Source organism: Pseudomonas haemolytica, from assembly GCF_009659625.1.
Taxonomy (GTDB): Bacteria; Pseudomonadota; Gammaproteobacteria; order Pseudomonadales; family Pseudomonadaceae; genus Aquipseudomonas; species Aquipseudomonas haemolytica.
Genome location: NZ_VOIW01000009.1, coordinates 69783 through 87487, shown reverse-complemented (window position 1 = coordinate 87487; position 17705 = coordinate 69783). Strand labels below are relative to the sequence as shown.

At 60.3% G+C, this 17705-nt stretch carries 16 protein-coding genes; 8 read left to right on the top strand and 8 right to left on the bottom strand.

Going from position 1 to position 17705, the window contains the following annotated elements; translation table 11 throughout:
- Nucleotides 1-103 precede the first annotated feature (103 nt).
- The 7 genes from FRT59_RS25285 to FRT59_RS25255 all read left to right on the top strand — a co-directional run bounded on the left by FRT59_RS25285 (nucleotide 104) and on the right by FRT59_RS25255 (nucleotide 5760).
- On the top strand, nucleotides 104-1093 hold the full coding sequence (locus tag FRT59_RS25285) for an alpha/beta fold hydrolase (RefSeq protein WP_153872684.1): 990 nt from the start codon (nucleotides 104-106) through the stop codon (nucleotides 1091-1093).
- A gap of 229 nt (nucleotides 1094-1322) precedes the next feature.
- On the top strand, nucleotides 1323-1814 hold the full coding sequence (rraA, locus tag FRT59_RS25280) for a ribonuclease E activity regulator RraA (RefSeq protein WP_034120679.1): 492 nt from the start codon (nucleotides 1323-1325) through the stop codon (nucleotides 1812-1814).
- A gap of 25 nt (nucleotides 1815-1839) precedes the next feature.
- Entirely contained in the window at nucleotides 1840-2835 is a 996-nt protein-coding gene (locus FRT59_RS25275) for a zinc transporter ZntB (protein WP_034120677.1), read from the top strand.
- A gap of 86 nt (nucleotides 2836-2921) precedes the next feature.
- Nucleotides 2922-3167, top strand: a complete 246-nt coding sequence (locus tag FRT59_RS25270) for a hypothetical protein (RefSeq protein WP_005790375.1) — start codon at nucleotides 2922-2924, stop codon at nucleotides 3165-3167.
- 2 nt (nucleotides 3168-3169) lie between these two features.
- The gene (locus FRT59_RS25265; RefSeq protein ID WP_003193288.1) at nucleotides 3170-3994 is read left to right on the top strand and encodes a mechanosensitive ion channel family protein; all 825 of its coding nucleotides are present in this window, start codon (nucleotides 3170-3172) and stop codon (nucleotides 3992-3994) included.
- A gap of 87 nt (nucleotides 3995-4081) precedes the next feature.
- Complete coding sequence (gene sigX / locus FRT59_RS25260) at nucleotides 4082-4672, top strand: RNA polymerase sigma factor SigX (protein ID WP_153872683.1); 591 nt, start codon at nucleotides 4082-4084, stop codon at nucleotides 4670-4672.
- 107 nt (nucleotides 4673-4779) lie between these two features.
- Nucleotides 4780-5760 (top strand): OmpA family protein, encoded by a 981-nt coding sequence (locus FRT59_RS25255; RefSeq protein ID WP_153872682.1) that lies wholly within the window; start codon nucleotides 4780-4782, stop codon nucleotides 5758-5760.
- A gap of 61 nt (nucleotides 5761-5821) precedes the next feature.
- Here the strand turns inward: FRT59_RS25255 and cobA are convergent, their stop codons facing one another.
- The 8 genes from cobA to FRT59_RS25215 form a co-directional block, all read right to left on the bottom strand.
- The gene (gene cobA, locus FRT59_RS25250) at nucleotides 5822-6565 is read right to left on the bottom strand and encodes a uroporphyrinogen-III C-methyltransferase (RefSeq protein WP_153872681.1); all 744 of its coding nucleotides are present in this window, start codon (nucleotides 6563-6565) and stop codon (nucleotides 5822-5824) included.
- Nucleotides 6566-6575: 10 nt separating this feature from the next.
- On the bottom strand, nucleotides 6576-9284 hold the full coding sequence (locus tag FRT59_RS25245) for a nitrate reductase (RefSeq protein ID WP_153872680.1): 2709 nt from the start codon (nucleotides 9282-9284) through the stop codon (nucleotides 6576-6578).
- A complete protein-coding gene (nirD, locus tag FRT59_RS25240) occupies nucleotides 9284-9601 on the bottom strand; it encodes a nitrite reductase small subunit NirD (protein WP_005790365.1) in 318 nt (105 codons plus the stop codon). Before nirD ends, FRT59_RS25245 begins: the two co-directional genes overlap by 1 nt.
- Entirely contained in the window at nucleotides 9598-12051 is a 2454-nt protein-coding gene (nirB, locus tag FRT59_RS25235) for a nitrite reductase large subunit NirB (protein WP_153872679.1), read from the bottom strand. Before nirB ends, nirD begins: the two co-directional genes overlap by 4 nt.
- Before the next feature lie 231 nt (nucleotides 12052-12282).
- Nucleotides 12283-13953, bottom strand: a complete 1671-nt coding sequence (locus FRT59_RS25230; protein ID WP_153872678.1) for a bifunctional protein-serine/threonine kinase/phosphatase — start codon at nucleotides 13951-13953, stop codon at nucleotides 12283-12285.
- On the bottom strand, nucleotides 13953-15164 hold the full coding sequence (locus FRT59_RS25225) for a nitrate/nitrite transporter (RefSeq protein ID WP_153872677.1): 1212 nt from the start codon (nucleotides 15162-15164) through the stop codon (nucleotides 13953-13955). Before FRT59_RS25225 ends, FRT59_RS25230 begins: the two co-directional genes overlap by 1 nt.
- A 148-nt stretch (nucleotides 15165-15312) precedes the next feature.
- On the bottom strand, nucleotides 15313-15888 hold the full coding sequence (locus FRT59_RS25220) for an ANTAR domain-containing response regulator (RefSeq protein WP_034120662.1): 576 nt from the start codon (nucleotides 15886-15888) through the stop codon (nucleotides 15313-15315).
- A gap of 13 nt (nucleotides 15889-15901) precedes the next feature.
- Nucleotides 15902-17101, bottom strand: coding sequence for a CmpA/NrtA family ABC transporter substrate-binding protein (locus FRT59_RS25215; protein ID WP_153872676.1), 1200 nt, complete (start codon nucleotides 17099-17101; stop codon nucleotides 15902-15904).
- A 362-nt stretch (nucleotides 17102-17463) separates the two neighbouring features.
- Here FRT59_RS25215 and FRT59_RS25210 point away from each other — a divergent pair, with 362 nt between their 5' ends.
- Nucleotides 17464-17679, top strand: a complete 216-nt coding sequence (locus FRT59_RS25210) for a FliM/FliN family flagellar motor switch protein (protein ID WP_153872675.1) — start codon at nucleotides 17464-17466, stop codon at nucleotides 17677-17679.
- Nucleotides 17680-17705: the final 26 nt, after the last annotated feature.

The window sequence follows — 17705 nt, the reverse complement described above, 5'->3', positions numbered from 1 at the left end:
CGCGATGTCAAAAGTGCCGGTCACTCGTCTAGGGTGACCGGCATTCTTATCTGTACAGGGCGGAACTCCTTGCGGACGCCGCCCTTTTTTGTGCAAGAGCATTATGCAAAGCAGCAGCAATCTATTTCCCGTCGCGTTGATCAGCGCTGAGCGTCGTGGCGACCTGAGTGAAGATGTGTACCGGCTCAAACCCGGCAACAGTCCCGACGGCACCGTCGAGCTGGCGGTTACCCGTTTGGGCCTGGCTGATGTCCCGGAAAACCGGGGCACGCCGATTATTTTGTTGCACGGTAGTTTTTCCAATCGGCGCTTCTGGTACTCGCCCAAGGGCATCGGTCTGGGCGCTTACCTGGCGCGCCGGGGCTTTGATGTTTGGATCCCGGAAATGCGCGGTCATGGCCTGTCCAAACGCAACCACGACTACGCCAGAAACCGTGTCGCCGATTACGCGCGCTACGATTTGCCGGCCATTGGCGCATTTGTACGTGAGCAAAGTGGGCAAAAACCCCATTGGGTCGGGCATTCCCTCGGCGCCACTACCTTGGCTGCGGCCCTGGGCGGGCAGCATCTGGGGGCGCCAATGGTAGCTTCGGTGGCGCTGTTCGGCTGCCAGGTCAGTCGCACCCATTGGCCGTTGAAAATTCCACCGGTGGAGTGGGGCGGTCGATTTATCCTCAAGCGCCTTGCCCAGGTGTCCGGCCCAAGGTTCAAGCGCGGCCCCGAGGATGAGCCGGCGGGTGTGATGATCGAAGCGATGCGTTGGAACGGCCTGTTTGGCCGTTTTGGCGATGCCGAGCGTGACTGGTGGAAAGGCTTGGCGGAAGTCGACGTGCCGCTGCTGGCGGTCAGCGCTGCCGGCGACCGGCAAGACCCGGACTGGGCATGCCGCCAGCTCTTCGAGCAAGTTGGCAGCGAGCATCGCCAGTACCTGTGTCTGGGGCGCAAACACGGTTTTACCGAGGATTTCGGGCATGTGCAGATGCTGGTCAGCAAAACCGCGCAGACTGAAGTGTGGCCATTGGTGGAGCGTTGGTTGAAAGACCCGCTGACACCTTTGGTGGGCACGCACCCCGAAATAGCTGCAACGGTTTGACGAAACGCTCTGCCAAGGGCGTTTCACTCTCGAGTGGTTGCGGCTAAGATATGACGCGCCGGGCGCTTCTGGTCATATTCAGTCGCGCAACGTCTATTGCGTTGCGCTGGTGTGGGTCTGATCATGGCCGCCGCTAAACGACGGGCACCTAAAGAATGCCTGTCATGGCGCGTTTTTCTGCTGTACACCGTGGATGTTCGACCCCTTCTTTGACGACAGGAGTTTCTCGATGAACCATTACGTGACCCCCGACCTGTGTGACGCCTACCCGGAGCTGGTGCAGGTAGTGGAGCCGATGTTCAGCAACTTCGGTGGTCGAGACTCCTTTGGCGGCGAGATCGTCACCATCAAATGCTTCGAAGATAACTCCCTGGTCAAGGAGCTGGCTGATAAGCCTGGCGCCGGCAAAGTCATGGTGGTCGACGGTGGCGGTTCCCTGCGCCGCGCCTTGCTGGGCGACATGATCGCCGAGAAGGCCGCGAAAAACGGCTGGGAAGGGCTGGTGATCTACGGTTGCGTCCGTGATGTCGACGTTATCGCCCAGACCGACTTGGGCGTGCAGGCCCTGGCTTCTCATCCGATGAAAACCGATAAGCGCGGCCTCGGCGACCTGAACGTCGTGGTGACATTCGCCGGCGTGACATTCCGCCCGGGTGAGTACATTTACGCCGATAACAACGGCGTGATCGTGTCACCCAGCCCACTGAAAATGCCTGAATAAACCGCAATAGCCGATAGGGGTGAGGATGTTCGAGGAAGAGAACGCGCAATGGGGGCTGGTGCATGCCCTGGTGCTGGACGGTAAAGGCGGTGCGCGTTCGATTGCCCGGACTGAGCTCGACGATTTGCATTTGCAGCCCCAGGAAAGCCTCTGGCTGCATTGGGATCGCAGCCACCCCCAAACGCAGACCTGGCTGCGCAAATCCAGCGGCCTGAGCGAGTTTGCCTGTGACCTGCTGCTGGAAGAGAACACCCGCCCGCGGCTGTTACCGCTGCCGGACGCCGAATTACTGTTGTTTTTGCGCGGGATCAATCTCAACCCGGGCGCAGAGCCGGAAGACATGGTTTCGGTACGTATCTTCGCTGCCGCCAACCGTGTGATCTCCCTGCGTTTGCGTCCTTTGCGCGCTACTGATGAGCTGCTGGTGCAACTGGCAGACGGTAAAGGTCCCAAGACTGCGTCTGAACTCATCCTTTATATGGCTCAGTTCCTGACCAATAAAGTGCAGGACCTGGTGACGAACCTGTCTGAAATCGTCGATTCCGAGGAAGAAAAACTCGATGCCGACGAACGGTATACCCCAGAGCACGGCAGCGTTTTGCAGATTCGTCGAAGGGCAGCCGGCCTCAAGCGTTTTCTTGCCCCGCAGCGGGATATTTTTGCCCAACTGACGCGAATAAAATTGGCATGGTTTTGCGACGACGATGCCGACTATTGGAATGAACTGCACAACAGCCTGACCCGTTACCTGGAAGAGCTGGAATTGGCGCGAGAGCGCGTGGGGCTTGTGCTTGAGGCCGAAGACCGGCGCTTGAGCGTGCGTATGAATCGCACCATGTACCGCTTCGGGATCATCACGGGGATCTTCCTGCCGATGAGTTTTCTTACCGGTTTGCTCGGTATAAATGTGGGGGGCATTCCGTTTTCCGCCAGCCCTTATGGATTCATGATTGCGTGCCTGTTGATGGTATCGGTGGCACTGGGACAATGGTGGTTATTTCGACGATTGCGCTGGGTTTGACCTGAATATGACCTGAACGTAGGAAGGGGCCGATGTGACCCCATGAATTTTACCCTCGTCTTTTAAAACACTTGCGAGAGGTCTCTATGCACGATCCGTTCGAACAGTCTTTGCGTGACATGCTCAATGCCTCGCCATCCAACCGTGATGACGATGCTTGCCTGGGCCGCGTACTGAAAACCGCCAACCGTCAGGTTGGGGCGGGTGACCTGTTCGGTCTGCTCGGGCGTTGGCTGCCGGCATTGATGATGGCCCTGAACAACGGTTCGGCCCATGTCTCACCGGTTTCCCGTCGTAAACCTCTTGCTCGCACTGCTGATAAGGCTGATTGAATATGGAACTTGATCTCTGGACCCAGAGCCTGGTCACCGCGATGACCGCATTGTGGACCAAGGTGGCGAATTTCATTCCCAACCTGTTTGGTGCACTGGTCCTGGTATTGCTGGGTTTTGTCGTGGCCAAGCTGCTCGACACTCTGCTGTCCAAATTGCTCGCAAAACTGGGGCTGGATCGCCTGATGGCCGGCACCGGCCTCACCAAGCTATTGGGTCGGGCCGGGCTGCAAGTGCCGATTTCTACCCTGATCGGCAAGATCGTCTACTGGTTCGTTCTACTTATTTTTCTGGTTTCTGCGGCTCAATCCCTTGGACTTGAGCGAGTTTCAGCTACGCTCGACATGCTGGCGCTGTATTTACCGAAAGTTTTCGGTGGCGCGCTGGTGCTTCTGGTGGGGGTTTTACTGGCGCAACTGGCCAACGGGCTGGTGCGCGGGGCCGCCGAAGGCGTGGGGCTGGACTATGCGGCAGGCCTGGGGCGAATCGCCCAGGGGCTGGTGATCATCATCAGTATTTCCGTCGCGATCAGCCAGTTGGAGGTCAAGACTGACCTGCTCAACCATGTGATTGTGATTGTTTTGATTACCGTTGGTCTGGCCGTTGCGCTGGCCATGGGCTTGGGAAGCCGGGAAATTGCCGGCCAGATTCTTGCGGGAATCTATGTGCGTGAGCTATATCAAGTTGGGCAACAGGTGCGTGTGGGCGAGGTCGAAGGGCAAATCGAGGAGATCGGCACAGTCAAGACGACAGTGCTGACCGATGACGGGGAACTGGTTTCGCTGTCCAACCGGATTCTCCTTGAACAGCAGGTCAGTAGCCGCTAATCCGGCAAACCCTGCTAATGTACGCCGCCGCGAACCCGGGTGACCGGGTTGCAACGGACATTGACCTGACTGTCGGCACGACTTGTTTTGAATAAAGCCCAAACGCTGTCCACGCGCTATGACCCCCGTGAGCTCTCTGATGAGGAGTTGGTCGCGCGCGCGCACACGGAGCTGTTTCACGTAACACGCGCGTACGAAGAATTGATGCGCAGGTATCAACGCACTCTGTTCAACGTTTGTTCAAGGTATTTGGGGAACGATAGAGATGCGGACGATGTCTGTCAGGAAGTGATGCTCAAGGTGCTATATGGCCTGAAGAACTTCGAGGGCAAATCGAAGTTCAAGACATGGCTGTATAGCATCACGTACAACGAGTGCATCACGCAGTATCGGAAGGAACGGCGAAAGCGTCGCTTGATGGACGCTTTGAGTCTGGACCCCCTTGAGGAGGCGTCTGAAGAGAAGGCGCCGGCACCCGAGGAGAAGGGCGGACTTGATCGCTGGTTGGTGCATGTGAACCCGATTGACCGTGAAATTCTGGTGCTTCGCTTTGTCGCAGAGCTGGAATTTCAGGAAATCGCTGACATCATGCATATGGGCTTGAGTGCTACAAAAATGCGTTACAAACGTGCTCTTGATAAATTACGTGAGAAATTTGCGGACGAGACTGAAACTTAGTGCGTAGCAAATATCTCTTACGTGTAGGCAAGTTCTGTTAGACTTGTCGCCGAGTTGTCCCCCGGTTTGTGGGACTGCTTTACAATCACCAGATGGGGATTTAACGGATGAAACTGAAAAACACCTTGGGCTTGGCCATTGGTTCTCTTATTGCCGCTACTTCTTTCGGCGTTCTGGCACAAGGCCAAGGCGCAGTTGAAGGCGAGCTGTTCTACAAGAAGCAGTACAACGATAGCGTTAAGCACATCGAAGACGGCTTCAACCCAGGCGCTCGCATTGGTTACTTCCTGACCGACGATCTGTCGTTGAATCTGTCGTACGACAAGACCAACCACACCCGTTCGAACGACGGTACTGGCAACCAGAAGATCAAAGGTGATACCGGCAGCCTCGTTGCCCAGTACCACTTCGGTCAGGCTGGCGTTGATAGCCTGCGTCCATACGTTGAAGGCGGTTTCGGCCACCAGAGCCGTACCAACGTAAAAGTTGACGGTCACAGCGGTCGCGACCAGACCACTTTCGCTACCATCGGTACCGGTGTGAAGTACTACTTCACCAACAACCTGTACGCTCGTGCTGGTGTTGAAGCTGACTACGGTCTGGACAACGGCAAGTGGGACTACTCCGCACTGGTTGGCCTGGGCGTAAACTTCGGCGGTAACGCTGGCGCAGCTGCTCCAGCTCCTACCCCAGCACCAGCTCCAGAGCCAGTTCCAGAGCCAGAAGCTCCGGTTGCTCAGGTTGTTCGTGTTGAGCTGGACGTTAAGTTCGACTTCGACAAGTCGGTTGTTAAGCCTAACAGCTACGGCGACGTGAAAAACCTGGCCGACTTCATGGCTCAGTACCCAGACACCAACGTAGAAGTTGCTGGTCACACTGACTCCATCGGTCCAGACGCCTACAACCAGAAGCTGTCCCAGCGTCGTGCTGACGCTGTTAAGCAAGTCCTGGTTAAAGATGGCGTAGCTCCTAGCCGCATCACTTCCGTTGGTTACGGTGAGTCCCGCCCAGTTGCTGACAACGCAACTGAAGCTGGCCGCGCTGTTAACCGTCGCGTAGAAGCAGCTGTTGAAGCTCAAGCTAAGTAATTAGCCTGGCTTTACAAAAAAACCCGGCTTAGGCCGGGTTTTTTTTCGCCTGTCATTTGCCTCAGGCGATTGCCGCCACCGCTGAGCAAGCGGCCTGTGCGGTGGCGGCAACACTGCCAATCACCAGGATCGCCGGGCTCTTGAGCGCGAATGCCTGCGCATCCTCATGCATCCGTGCCAGATCGCTGCGGCATTCGCGCTGCTGGGGCAGTGATGCGTTTTCGATCATTGCCACTGGCATATTTGCGGCCATGCCACCTTCCAGCAATTGTTGACGAATCTCTTCCAGCTTCGCCACCCCCATGTACACCACCAAGGTGGTCCCACCTTCGGCCAGTGCACGCCAGTTCAGTTGGCTATCGTCCTGGGTATGGGCGGTGATCAGCGTCACCCCACGGCTTACGCCGCGTAAAGTCAGAGGAATAGCGCAGTGGGTTGCACCCGCCAGCCCAGCCGTGATGCCGTTGACCAATTCAACCTCAACGCTGCGCTCACGCAGCCACAGCGCCTCTTCGCCACCGCGGCCAAAGATGCACGGGTCGCCGCCCTTGAGACGCACCACGCATTTACCCTGGCGTGCGTAACGCAGCATCAGGCGATGGATAAAATCCTGAGGCGTGGAGCGGCAGCCACCACGCTTGCCAACGGTAACCACCCGCGCACCGGCGCAGTGTTCCAGCACTGCCGGGTTGACCAAGTCATCAATCAGCACTACATCCGCCTCATGCAGGGCTCTGACCGCCTTGAGGGTCAGCAACTCCGGATCACCGGGCCCGGCGCCTACCAGCCACACTTTTGCGCTCATGTTGTTCCCCTTACACACTGATTGCGATCGGCTGCGAGTTGCTGGCCAAAAGACGCTTGATTTCCGGTACGCAGGAACCGCATTGGGCGCCGCAGCCCAATTCCTGCTTGAGCCCGTCCAGGTCCAGGCCACGGCCAATACCGGCGCACACGGCGTTTTCGCTGACGTTCTTGCAGTTGCACACAATCTTGTTGCTCGTCGTGGCGCCGCCCGGTGGCGCGCTTAACGGCGCCAGCAACCAGCGGCGCAGTTGCTCGTCGGCCCGACCTTCCAGCCATAGGCTTTGCAGCCAGTGGCGGGCGAGGGTTTCGCCGGCCAGGCGCAGGGCGGTGATGCGACCATTCTCGATCTTGACGCGCTTGCCGATTGAACGGCGCGGGTCGTCGTAGGCCATGACCGGGCCGTCATTGAGGCCCAGCAGTTGGTCAATCCGGGTCAACAGCTGCAGGTCGGGCGCCTCGGTATGCGCCGCCCGCACCAGCAACGCGGGGCGTACACGTCCGGCCAGGCTCAGGCTGACGTAGGTAAATTCCTCACACAAAGGGCGTAGCGCCTCGAAATGCTGCTGCACATCGCCCTCGATCAGCGCAAACAGCTGCCACGGTAGTTGCACGGCCTCCAGACGGACGCCGCTGTGCTTGAGTTCCGGCTGCTTGGACAGCGGGTCGAACGCCGGTTGGGTGAGGACATTGACGCCGCCCTTGAGAAAGCGGTCGCCCCAATGCATCGGCAGGAATGCCTGGCCTGGGCGTACGCTGTCATCGCTGCTGACCGCGACAATCACACTGCCGCGACGGCTTTTCAGGCTGACCAGGTCACCTTCTTTAAAGCGGTGGCGGCGTAGTTCGTCCGAATGCAGGCTCAACAGCGCTTCACTGACATGGCCGAACAACTGCGCGGCCGTGCCGGTACGGCTCATGCCATGCCATTGGTCGCGCAGACGGCCGGTGATCAGCGTCAGGGGGAAGCGTGCGTCACGCTGCTCCTTGGCGGCGCGATAAGGGTCAGTGACAAACCGCGCCCGGCCATTGTCGGTGGGGAATATGCCATCGGTGTACAGGCGCGGCGTTCCGGTCTGCGCACCCGTGGGGAACGGCCATTGCTGTGGGCCGAGTCGGTCGAGCAGGGCATGGCTGATGCCCGACAAATCCAGGTCGCGACCCTGGGTTAGCCCCTTGAACTCATCAAACAGCTGTGCCGGTTGCTTAAAGGCGAACAAGCTGGGCAGCCCCGGGCGCAAGCGACACTCCAGGCGCTGTGCGAAATCTACAGTTATTGCCCAGTCTGGCCGTGCCTCTCCCGGTGGGCTGATAGCGCGGCGTACGTGGGAAATACGCCGCTCGGAATTGGTCACCGTGCCGTCCTTTTCACCCCAACTGGCGGCCGGCAGCAGCAGGTCGGCAAAGGCAGCGGTTTCGGTAGTGCGAAAAGCCTCCTGCAGCACCACGAACGGGCACGCCGCCAAGGCCGCACGCACCGCATTCTGGTCGGGCAACGATTGGGCGGGGTTAGTGCAAGCGATCCACAGGGCCTTGATCTTGCCGGCCTGCACCTGTTCAAACAGTTCGATGGCGGTAAGCCCGGTGGGCGCGGGCAGTTGATCCACGCCCCAGTAGGCGGCGACTTCGGCGCGGTGTTCAGGGTTGGCCGCGTCGCGGTGGCCCGGTAGCAGATTGGACAGGCTGCCGGTCTCGCGCCCGCCCATGGCATTCGGTTGGCCGGTCAGGGAAAACGGCCCGCACCCCGGTCGGCCAATGGTGCCCGTGGCCAGGTGCAGGTTGATCAATGCGCTGTTTTTGGCGCTGCCGGCGGTGGATTGATTCAGCCCCATGCACCACAGCGACAAAAAGCTACTGGACGTGCCGACCCACTGTGCGCACAAGCGCAACTGTTCGACGCTGATACCGCACAGCTGCGTGACCATCTGCGGCGTGTAGTCATGCACCAGGCGCTTCAATTCGGCCAGGCCGTCGGTGTGGGCCTGGATAAACGCGCGGTCGATCCAGTCTTCCCACAGCAGCACATGCAAAATCCCATGGAACAGCGCCACATCCGTCCCCGGCAAGATTGCCAGGTGCAGGTCAGCCAAATCGCAAGTGTCTGTACGCCGAGGATCAATCACCAGCACTTTCATCTGCGGGCGTTGCGCCTTGGCCTGCTCCAGACGTCGGAACAATACCGGGTGGGCGTAGGCCATGTTGCTGCCGACGATCATCACGCAGTCGCTGTTTTCCAGGTCTTCATAGCTGCACGGTGGCGCATCGGCGCCCAGGCTGCGCTTGTAGCCGACCACCGCCGACGACATGCACAGCCGTGAGTTGCTGTCGATATTGTTGGTGCCCACCAACGCCCGGGCCAGCTTGTTGAAGCTGTAGTAATCCTCGGTCAGCAGTTGCCCCGAGATATAGAACGCCACGCTGTCTGGCCCATGTTCGGCGATGGTATCGGCGAACACATTGGCCGCGTGTTCCAGGGCTGTGTCCCAGTCTGTACGGGTACGTGCCAGGTCTTTGCCCAGGCGCAACTCCGGGTACAGGGCGCGGGCACTCAAGTCGCCGGTCAGGTGCAGGCTCGCGCCTTTGCTGCACAACTTGCCGAAGTTGGCCGGGTGATTGGGGTCGCCTTGCACCCCCAGGATCTGCTTACCGTCGTGCTCGATCAGCACGCCGCAACCCACCCCGCAATAACAGCAGGTGGACGCAGTGGTCTGGCGGTTCATCAACCGGCGTCCCGCAGGGCCAGCATCACCCGGCCGTTTTCCACCCGGGCCTGGTGATGGTGGGCACAGCCGATATCCGGGGCCTGGGCCTCGCCGGACGCCAGGTCGATCTGCCAGTTGTGCAGCGGGCAGGCCACGCGCTTGCCGTAGATCAAACCCTGGGACAGCGGGCCGCCTTTGTGTGGGCAACGGTCGTCGAGGGCGAAGACTTCGTCGTCACTGGTGCGAAAAATCGCGATGTCGCCTTTCGGTCCGCTGATGATGCGCGAGCCCAGGGTGTTGATTTCATCGAGGGCGCAGATATCCAGCCAGTTCATAGCGAGACCTCCAGCTGTTTGACAGAGATAACGTCGAATTCCTTTTTCAGCAGTGGCTGTTCCAGGCGCTCTTTCCACGGATCCTGTTCGAATGACAGCGAGAACTGCAGGCGCTCGTTGAGGGCCTTGCGACGGGCCGGGTCTTCCAATACGGCCTTCTTGATATGCTCCATGCCGACCCGTTGCAGGTAGTGCACGGTGCGCTCCAGGTAGAAAGCTTCCTCGCGATACAGCTGCAGGAACGCGCCGTTGTATTCGCGCACTTCCTCGGCGGTTTTCAGCTTGACGAAGAACTCCGCGACTTCGGTCTTGATCCCGCCGTTGCCGCCGATGTACATCTCCCAGCCCGAGTCGACGCCGATAATTCCCACGTCCTTGATGCCCGCTTCCGAGCAGTTGCGTGGGCAACCGGAGACTGCCAGCTTGACCTTGTGGGGTGACCACATATTGAACAGGTCATGCTCCAACTCGATGCCCAGTTGCGTGGAGTTCTGCGTGCCGAAACGGCAGAACTCACTGCCTACGCAGGTTTTCACCGTGCGGATGGATTTGCCGTAGGCGTGGCCGGACGGCATGTCCAGGTCCTTCCACACCCCCGGCAGATCCTGTTTCTTGATGCCGAGCAAGTCGATACGCTGACCGCCTGTGACCTTGACCATCGGCACGTTGTACTTGTCGGCCACATCGGCGATGCGGCGCAACTCCGAAGGATTGGTCACGCCGCCCCACATCCGTGGGACTACAGAGTAGGTGCCGTCTTTCTGAATATTGGCGTGGGCCCGTTCGTTGATCAGTCGTGATTGCGGGTCGTCCTTGGCCTCGCCCGGCCAGGTTGAAATCAGGTAGTAGTTGAGAGCGGGGCGGCAGGTGGCGCAGCCATTGGGGGTACGCCAGTTCAGGTAGCGCATGGTGCTATCGACAGTCAGCAAGTGCTGCTCGCGGATAGCCTGGCGGATCTGCCCGTGATTAAGATCGCTGCACCCACAGATGGCCTTTTCGCTTTTGGGTTTGACGTCAGCCGCACCGCCCACGGTGTTGATCAGGATCTGCTCAACCAGTCCGGCACAGGAACCGCAGGAGCTGGCGGCCTTGGTGTGTTTTTTCACCTCATCGACGCTGAACAGCCCTTGTTCCTGGATCGCCTTGACGATGGTGCCCTTGCACACGCCGTTGCAGCCGCAGACTTCGGCACTGTCGGCCATGCTCATGGCTTTGTCCTGGCCTTGGTGGCCCACATCGCCCAGGGCGTTTTCACCGAACATCAGGTGATCGCGGATCTCGCCAATTGCATGGTTCTCACGGATCTGGCGGAAGTACCAACCCCCATCCGCGGTATCGCCGTACAGGCAGGCACCGACCAGGATGTCGTCCTTGATTACCAGCTTCTTGTATACGCCGCCGATCGGGTCGGACAAGGTGATGGTTTCGGTGCCTTCACCGCCCATGAAGTCGCCAGCAGAAAAGAGATCAATGCCGGTCACTTTCAGCTTGGTCGAGGTCACCGAGCCTTTGTAAGTGGCAAAGCCCAGTTGGGCCAAGTGGTTGGCACAGACCTTGGCCTGTTCGAACAGCGGTGCCACCAGGCCATAGGCAATCCCGCGATGGCTGGCGCATTCGCCGATCGCATAGATGCGCGGGTCGTAGGTTTGCATCGTGTCATTGACCAGGATCCCACGGTTGCAAGGGATGCCGGACTTTTCCGCCAGTTCGGTGTTGGGGCGGATGCCGGCAGCCATTACCACCAGGTCGGCGGGGATGATGTCGCCATTCTTGAACTGCACCGAGCCGACGCGGCCGTTGCCGGCATCGTGCAGGGCCTGGGTCTGTTCGCACAGGCGAAACACCAGGCCACGGCTTTCCAATTCGGTTTGCAGCAATTGGCCGCTGGTTTTGTCCAGTTGCCGCTCCAGCAGCCATTCGCCGATATGCACCACCGTTACGTGCATGCCGCGCAGCATCAGGCCATTGGCCGCTTCCAGGCCAAGCAGGCCGCCGCCGATCACCACCGCGTGCGTGTGGGTCTTGGCGGTGTCGATCATCGCCTGGGTGTCGGCAATGTCGCGGTAGCCAATCACGCCCTGCAAGGTGTTGCCCGGGATCGGCAGGATGAAGGGTGTGGAACCGGTGGCGATCAGCAGGCGGTCGTACTCGGCCTCGGTGCCGTCTTCGGCGATGACTTTGCGTTTGACCCGATCGATCTGCACCACCTTGCGGTTGAGCAGCAACTTGACGTGGTTATCCAGATACCAGTCCAGGTCGTTGAGCACGATCTCTTCGAAGGTTTGCTCGCCGGCCAGTACCGGCGACAGCAGGATGCGGTTGTAGTTGGTGTGGGGCTCGGCGCCGAACACGGTGATGTCGTACAGCTCGCTGTTCAGCTTGAGCAATTCTTCAAGGGTACGAACCCCGGCCATGCCGTTGCCGATCATCACCAGTTTGAGTTTTTTCATGTCGTTCTCCGCAATGGCTCGACAAATCGTGCGCAAACAAAAAAGGCGTCCCCGCTAGTCAGCTAGCGAGGACGCCTTTGTCCTGGTCCCGTTCTCTCGGGAAGCTCGACCCTTCGACGTTGAAGGGATGGCTGTATGTGAGTTGTTGAAAGAGCTAATGCAGCAGGTGTGCCAAGTTCCATACCCCCAGTTTTATTGGGTTTTTTAGAGAGAGCGGGCGGATTTTGCCCGTTAGTGGTGCAGCAGCCAGTACAGCAGCACCAGATTGATCAGCAGCGAAGCCATCGCCAGGGTTTGCCAGACCTTCAGCGGCTCGCGCTCCAGCAAAGGTCGCGGCCGTACGCTCAGCTCGCGGCGGTCGGCTTGTTCCAGTACCAATAGCCATTCTTCAGCCGTTTCATAGCGTTGCGCGGGCAGGGCGGCTACGGCGCGCTCCAGGCTGTGAGGTAGCCAATCTGGCAGGTCAGGGCGATAGCGGCTGGCGCTGACGGGCTGGTTGAAGCGCGGGCGTTGGAAGGCTTCGATTTCGCCATAGGGATAATGCCCGGTCAGCAGGTAATACAAGGTTACACCGACGCTATACAAATCCTGTTGCGCTGTAGGCCGCTCGCCACCGAAAGCTTCGGGCGCGATAAAACTCGGGGTGCCGGGCAGCAGGTGGGCGCGGTCCTCAGAGAGGCCGGGGCAGTAGGCTAGGCCGAAGTCCAGTACACGCAGTTCGCCATCCTCCCCGAGCAGCAGGTTTTGCGGCTTGATGTCGCGGTGCAGGATTTGCCGGCGATGCAGCAGGCCCACTGCCCGCAGCAAACGCTCGGCGATGGTCTGCCATTGCGCCAGTGGCAGCGGGCCTTGTTGTTGGAACAGTTGGGCCAGGGTTTGCCCTGGGTATTCGCGCATCACGTAGTACAAATGCTGACGGCCACTGGCGGCATGCACTTCAGGAAAGGCCCGGCCGGCGACCCGGCGCAGAAACCATTCCTCCGACAACAGGGCTTGGGCTGCGTCGGTGTCGTCGTCATGCCGCAGGGGCAAGGTCTTGAGCAGCCATGGCTGGCGCTGGTCGTCGCGGACCCGATACAGCAATGACTGCCGACTTTGCGCCAGCACGCTTTCCACCTGCCAGCCTTCAAAAGTTTGCCCGGCTTTCAGGGGGGGCGGCAGTGGCCATTGTTGCAACTGCACGAGGGCGTCACCGAGGGTAGCGGCGCCGAGGCGGTCGATGCGCACCAGCAAGGCGCTGGCGTTGTCTTGGCTGCCTGCCAGGTGCGCGGCGTTGACCAGGGTGCTGACGGCCAGGTCGAGGTCGCCTTGCTCACGCAGGATCGCGCTGATGTTGTGATCGCCCAGCGTGGCCCATACCCCGTCGCTGAGCAGCAGGAAGCACTCGCCTTCGCGCAGTTCGCCGTCGAGGAAATCCAGCACCAAGTGTTGATCCAGGCCAAGGGCGCGTTTGAGCACATGCTGCATGCCCGGCTGTTCCCACACATGGTCTTCACTGATGCGTTGCAACTCGCCGTCGAGCCAGCGATACACCCGGCAATCTCCGACATGGGCGAGGGTGAAACGCCGGCCGCGAAACACCAGGGCGCTGAGCGTGGTCAACAACGGTTGCCCGCCGCCATTGGCCTGCAACCAGCGGTTCTGCGCCAGCAACAGGCGCTCCAGCGCCTGGGCTACGCCCCAGGTCTGCGGCGTGGCGTAGTAGTCCAGGGCCAGGGCCTGCAAGGTCGAGCGTGCGGCCAGGCCACCGTCGGCGCATTGGCTGACACCATCGGCCAGCGCACACAGGTAGCCTTTGCTCGTCGCCAGTTCTGCCAGGGGCGTGACCACCCGCAGCGCATCCTGGTTTTCGTTGCGTGGGCCGACGGCACTGGCCTGGGCGACGCTCAATTGCAGGCTCATCAGACGCGTGCGGCGGTCACGGCGGCCGACCCCCAGGTGGTTCTCCAGCGCCGCTTCACCCCATACAGGCCGAACCAGGCCAGCACACCGAGGCTGGCGAACAACCACAGGGCCAGTTGATAACTGCCGGTACTCTGTTTGATCGCGCCCATGCCCGCCGCGAGGGCGAAGCCGCCGATGCCACCGGCCATGCCGATCAAGCCGGTCATGACGCCGATCTCACTGCGAAAACGTTGCGGCACCAATTGAAATACCGCGCCATTACCGGCACCAAGCCCGAGCATGGTGCAGACGAAAAGCGCCAGCGCCGCGTAGGAACTGGGCAGGTTGAAACCCACAGCCGCAATGCAGATCACGGCCACGCTGTACATGCCGAGCAGGGTCTTGATCCCGCCGAAACGGTCCGCCAAGGCGCCGCCCAATGGCCGCATCAGGCTGCCACCGAACACGCAGGCGGCAGTGTAGTAACCGGCAGTCACCGGGCTCAGGCCGTACTGGTCGTTGAAGTAGCCGGGCAGGGCGCTGGCCAGGCCGATAAACCCGCCGAAGGTCACGCTGTAGAAGAACATGAACCACCAACTGTCGCGGTCGCCCAGGGCCTTGAAGTAGTCGGCCATGGATTTGGCTCTAGGTCGTTCAGGGGCATTGCGTGCCAGCCAGGCGAACACGATCAGCGTCAGCACCAGCGGAATCAGCGCAAAGCCGAACACATTGCTCCAACCGAACGCGGCCGCCAGCACCGGGGCCAGCAAGGCGGCGAATACGGTGCCGGAATTACCGGCCCCGGCGATGCCCATGGCCTTGCCCTGGTGCTCCGCCGGGTACCACTGGGAGGCCAAGGGCAGGGCGACCGCAAAGGACGCACCGGCCATGCCCAGGAACGCGCCAAGCAGCAAGGCTTGTTCGTAGCTGTGGATCCCCAGTTTCCATGCGCAGAACAGCGCCACGATCACAATCACCTGGCCAATCAGCCCGGCGGTCTTGGGTGAAAGCTTGTCGGCCAGCATGCCCATCAGAAAGCGCAGCAGCGCGCCCGCCAGGATTGGCGTGGCCACCACCAGGCCACGCTGTTGGGTGGTCAGTTGCAAGTCCGCGGCAATCTGTACCGCCAATGGGCCCAACAGGTACCAGACCATGAAGCTCAGGTCGAAATACAGGAACGCGGCAAACAGGGTCGGGGTGTGCCCGGATTTCCAGAAGCTTGATTTCATCACGCACCTCAACGGTTCTAGGGGGCCAAAACAAAAAAACGCCGCCACCGGGTTCGCGATGGGCAAACCGGGTGGGCGACGTCTTTGTCGGGGAGGGGCAACCGCCGTTGGCTACCTGTGAGGATTGCTTAGCAAGAGCTGAGCCAGATCAGCCGAGCAACTCGCTCATGGCAATAATCTGCTCGGCGACCTGGATCAGTTTCTGCTGGCGACTCATGGCTTGGCGGCGCATCAGGGTGTAGGCCTCCTCTTCATTACAACGCTTCATTTTCATCAACAGGCCCTTGGCCAATTCGATGCGTTTGCGTTCGGCCAGTTGCTGGTCGCGGGCCTGCAATTGGGCGCGCAGCGCCTGGTCGCTCTCGAAGCGCGCCATGGCTACCTCGAGGATCGGTTGCAGGCGTTGGGCCTGGATGCCTTCGACGATATAGGCACTGACCCCGGACTTGATCGCCTGGCGCATCACGGTCGGGTCGTGTTCATCGGTAAACATCACGATGGGCCGGGGCTGGTCGCGGCTGACCAACACCACTTGCTCCATCACATCACGGCCGGGTGACTCGGTATCGATCAGGATCACGTCCGGGCGCACCGTTTCGACGCGTGCAGGCAGGTCGATGGTCAAGCCAGACTCATCGATCACCTCGAAGCCGGCCTCGGTCAGTGCGGCCTTGAGGCGCCCGACCTTGCGCGGGGTGTCATTGATCAACAGGATTCGCAGCATCATCGTGCTCCTGTCAGCGCAGCGCTTGGCGGCTGGCGTCATCGGCCAGGGCATGCAGGCGAAAGCTGCGGGCGTAGCCGGCTGGGTCGGAACCGTCCCAGGTTTTGCCGTCGATCAGTTGGCTGCTGCGCATGTCCGAGTCGGCGGCACAGATGCCCAGCGCATCAGCCGCCTGGCGATACAGCGCCAGTTGCTGCACTTGTCGGGCGACGCGCAGGTAGTCAGGGTCTTCACGCAACAAGCCCCAGCGCCGGAACTGGGTCATGAACCACATGCCGTCGCTGAGGTAGGGCAGGTTCACCTCGCCATTGGCGAAAAAGCGCAGTGCGTGAGGATCCTGCCACTGGTTGCCCAGGCCATCGTCATAGTTACCCAGCAGGCGTGGTTCGATGCAGTCCACTGGGGCGTCGAGGTATTCACGGGCACTGAGCAGTTGCGCGGTGGAGCGGCGGTTTTCATGGCCTTGCTCGATAAACCGGCTGGCCTCGAGGATCGCCATCACCAGCACGCGGGCCGTGTTGGGGTACGCGTCGACGAAGGCTTGGGTGCAGCCCAGGACTTTTTCCGGATGATCCGGCCAGATCGCCTGGGTGGTCGCCAACGTGAACCCCTGGTTTTGCTTGACTGCGCTGGCACACCAGGGTTCGCCGGCACAAAACCCGTCGATGCGCCCGGCTTGCAGGTGCGCAACCATCTGCGGTGGCGGCACGACCACGCTGTTTACATCCAGCAACGGATGGATACCTTGGCTCGCCAGCCAGTAATACAACCACATGGCATGGGTGCCCGTGGGAAACGTCTGGGCGAAGGTCAGTTTTGTCCGGCTTTGGTGCACATGGCGCTCCAATGCTTCAGGAGAGACCATCCCTTGCTCTTGCAGGCCGTGGGACAGGTTGATGCTCTGGCCATTCTGGTTCAGCCCCATCAGCACCGCCATGGGGCAGGGCGCGACGCCGCCGATGCCCAGGTGCACGGCATAGATCAGCCCGTAGAGACTGTGTGCGGCGTCCAGTTCACCGCTGACCAGCTTGTCGCGCAGGTTGGCCCAGGACGATTGGCGCTTGAGGTGCAGCGTGAGGCCGTAGGGTTGAGCGAAGCCCTGGGTAGCGGCGACCACCAGCGACGCGCAATCGGTCAGGGCCATGAATCCCAGGTCGAGGCTGCTCTTTTCCGGGGCATCGCTGCCGTTTACCCAAGCCAGCGGATCGTTCATCAATACCTGCCTTTTCTGAAAAAAAAGCGCCGTTCCCCGGGCTGGCGTTACAGGCCATTGCAGGGGACGACGCCGATGTCCGTAGGCTTGCGCCGCCGTTGGTGCGAGCCTGATACAGAGTGCATAGCAAGGCACATGCCATGGGCGGGGCGGTACAGTTCGCCGTCAACTTTTCATCATGATTGAACCTCGTGCGCCTCGCAGTATGGCCGCTTCTTCAGGCCAGACCGCCAGGAATACCCACGGTGCATGCTGAACCCCTCGCAACCAAGAACTGCCGCTGGCTGTGCAGCAGGCTGCTATGTGCCGTGCCGTGCTGTCGAACGGACCTTGAGTTCCCTCCCTGAAAAAGGCGTTTGTCCATGCACCTGGAAATACTGCTGCAGGAGCAATTGATCAGTCGCAAGCGTTTGGCCGCGTTCGCACCGGGGAAGGTGCTGCCCTTGGCTCCAGGAGTCACCCAATGTGTGGAGGTGCGGGTCAATGGGCAACTGATGGCGTTAGGTGAGCTGGTGCAGTTGGAAGACCGGCTCGGGGTTGAATTGCAGGAGATTTATCAGGAATGGCTGCCTCGATAAGGGTAGCCAGCGAATTGTCTGACCGG

Bases quoted from the DNA above. Each gene is read 5' to 3' on its own strand.
- FRT59_RS25265 (WP_003193288.1), top strand. From the start codon at position 3,170: ATGGAACTTGATCTCTGGACCCAGAGCCTGGTCACCGCGATGACCGCA.
- rraA (WP_034120679.1), top strand. From the start codon at position 1,323: ATGAACCATTACGTGACCCCCGACCTGTGTGACGCCTACCCGGAGCTG.
- FRT59_RS25230 (WP_153872678.1), bottom strand. From the start codon at position 13,953: ATGAGCCTGCAATTGAGCGTCGCCCAGGCCAGTGCCGTCGGCCCACGC.
- FRT59_RS25285 (WP_153872684.1), top strand. From the start codon at position 104: ATGCAAAGCAGCAGCAATCTATTTCCCGTCGCGTTGATCAGCGCTGAG.
- nirD (WP_005790365.1), bottom strand. From the start codon at position 9,601: ATGAACTGGCTGGATATCTGCGCCCTCGATGAAATCAACACCCTGGGC.
- nirB (WP_153872679.1), bottom strand. From the start codon at position 12,051: ATGAAAAAACTCAAACTGGTGATGATCGGCAACGGCATGGCCGGGGTT.
- FRT59_RS25225 (WP_153872677.1), bottom strand. From the start codon at position 15,164: ATGAAATCAAGCTTCTGGAAATCCGGGCACACCCCGACCCTGTTTGCC.
- FRT59_RS25245 (WP_153872680.1), bottom strand. From the start codon at position 9,284: ATGAACCGCCAGACCACTGCGTCCACCTGCTGTTATTGCGGGGTGGGT.
- FRT59_RS25210 (WP_153872675.1), top strand. From the start codon at position 17,464: ATGCACCTGGAAATACTGCTGCAGGAGCAATTGATCAGTCGCAAGCGT.
- FRT59_RS25255 (WP_153872682.1), top strand. From the start codon at position 4,780: ATGAAACTGAAAAACACCTTGGGCTTGGCCATTGGTTCTCTTATTGCC.
- cobA (WP_153872681.1), bottom strand. From the start codon at position 6,565: ATGAGCGCAAAAGTGTGGCTGGTAGGCGCCGGGCCCGGTGATCCGGAG.
- FRT59_RS25270 (WP_005790375.1), top strand. From the start codon at position 2,922: ATGCACGATCCGTTCGAACAGTCTTTGCGTGACATGCTCAATGCCTCG.
- FRT59_RS25215 (WP_153872676.1), bottom strand. From the start codon at position 17,101: ATGAACGATCCGCTGGCTTGGGTAAACGGCAGCGATGCCCCGGAAAAG.
- FRT59_RS25220 (WP_034120662.1), bottom strand. From the start codon at position 15,888: ATGCTGCGAATCCTGTTGATCAATGACACCCCGCGCAAGGTCGGGCGC.
- FRT59_RS25275 (WP_034120677.1), top strand. From the start codon at position 1,840: ATGTTCGAGGAAGAGAACGCGCAATGGGGGCTGGTGCATGCCCTGGTG.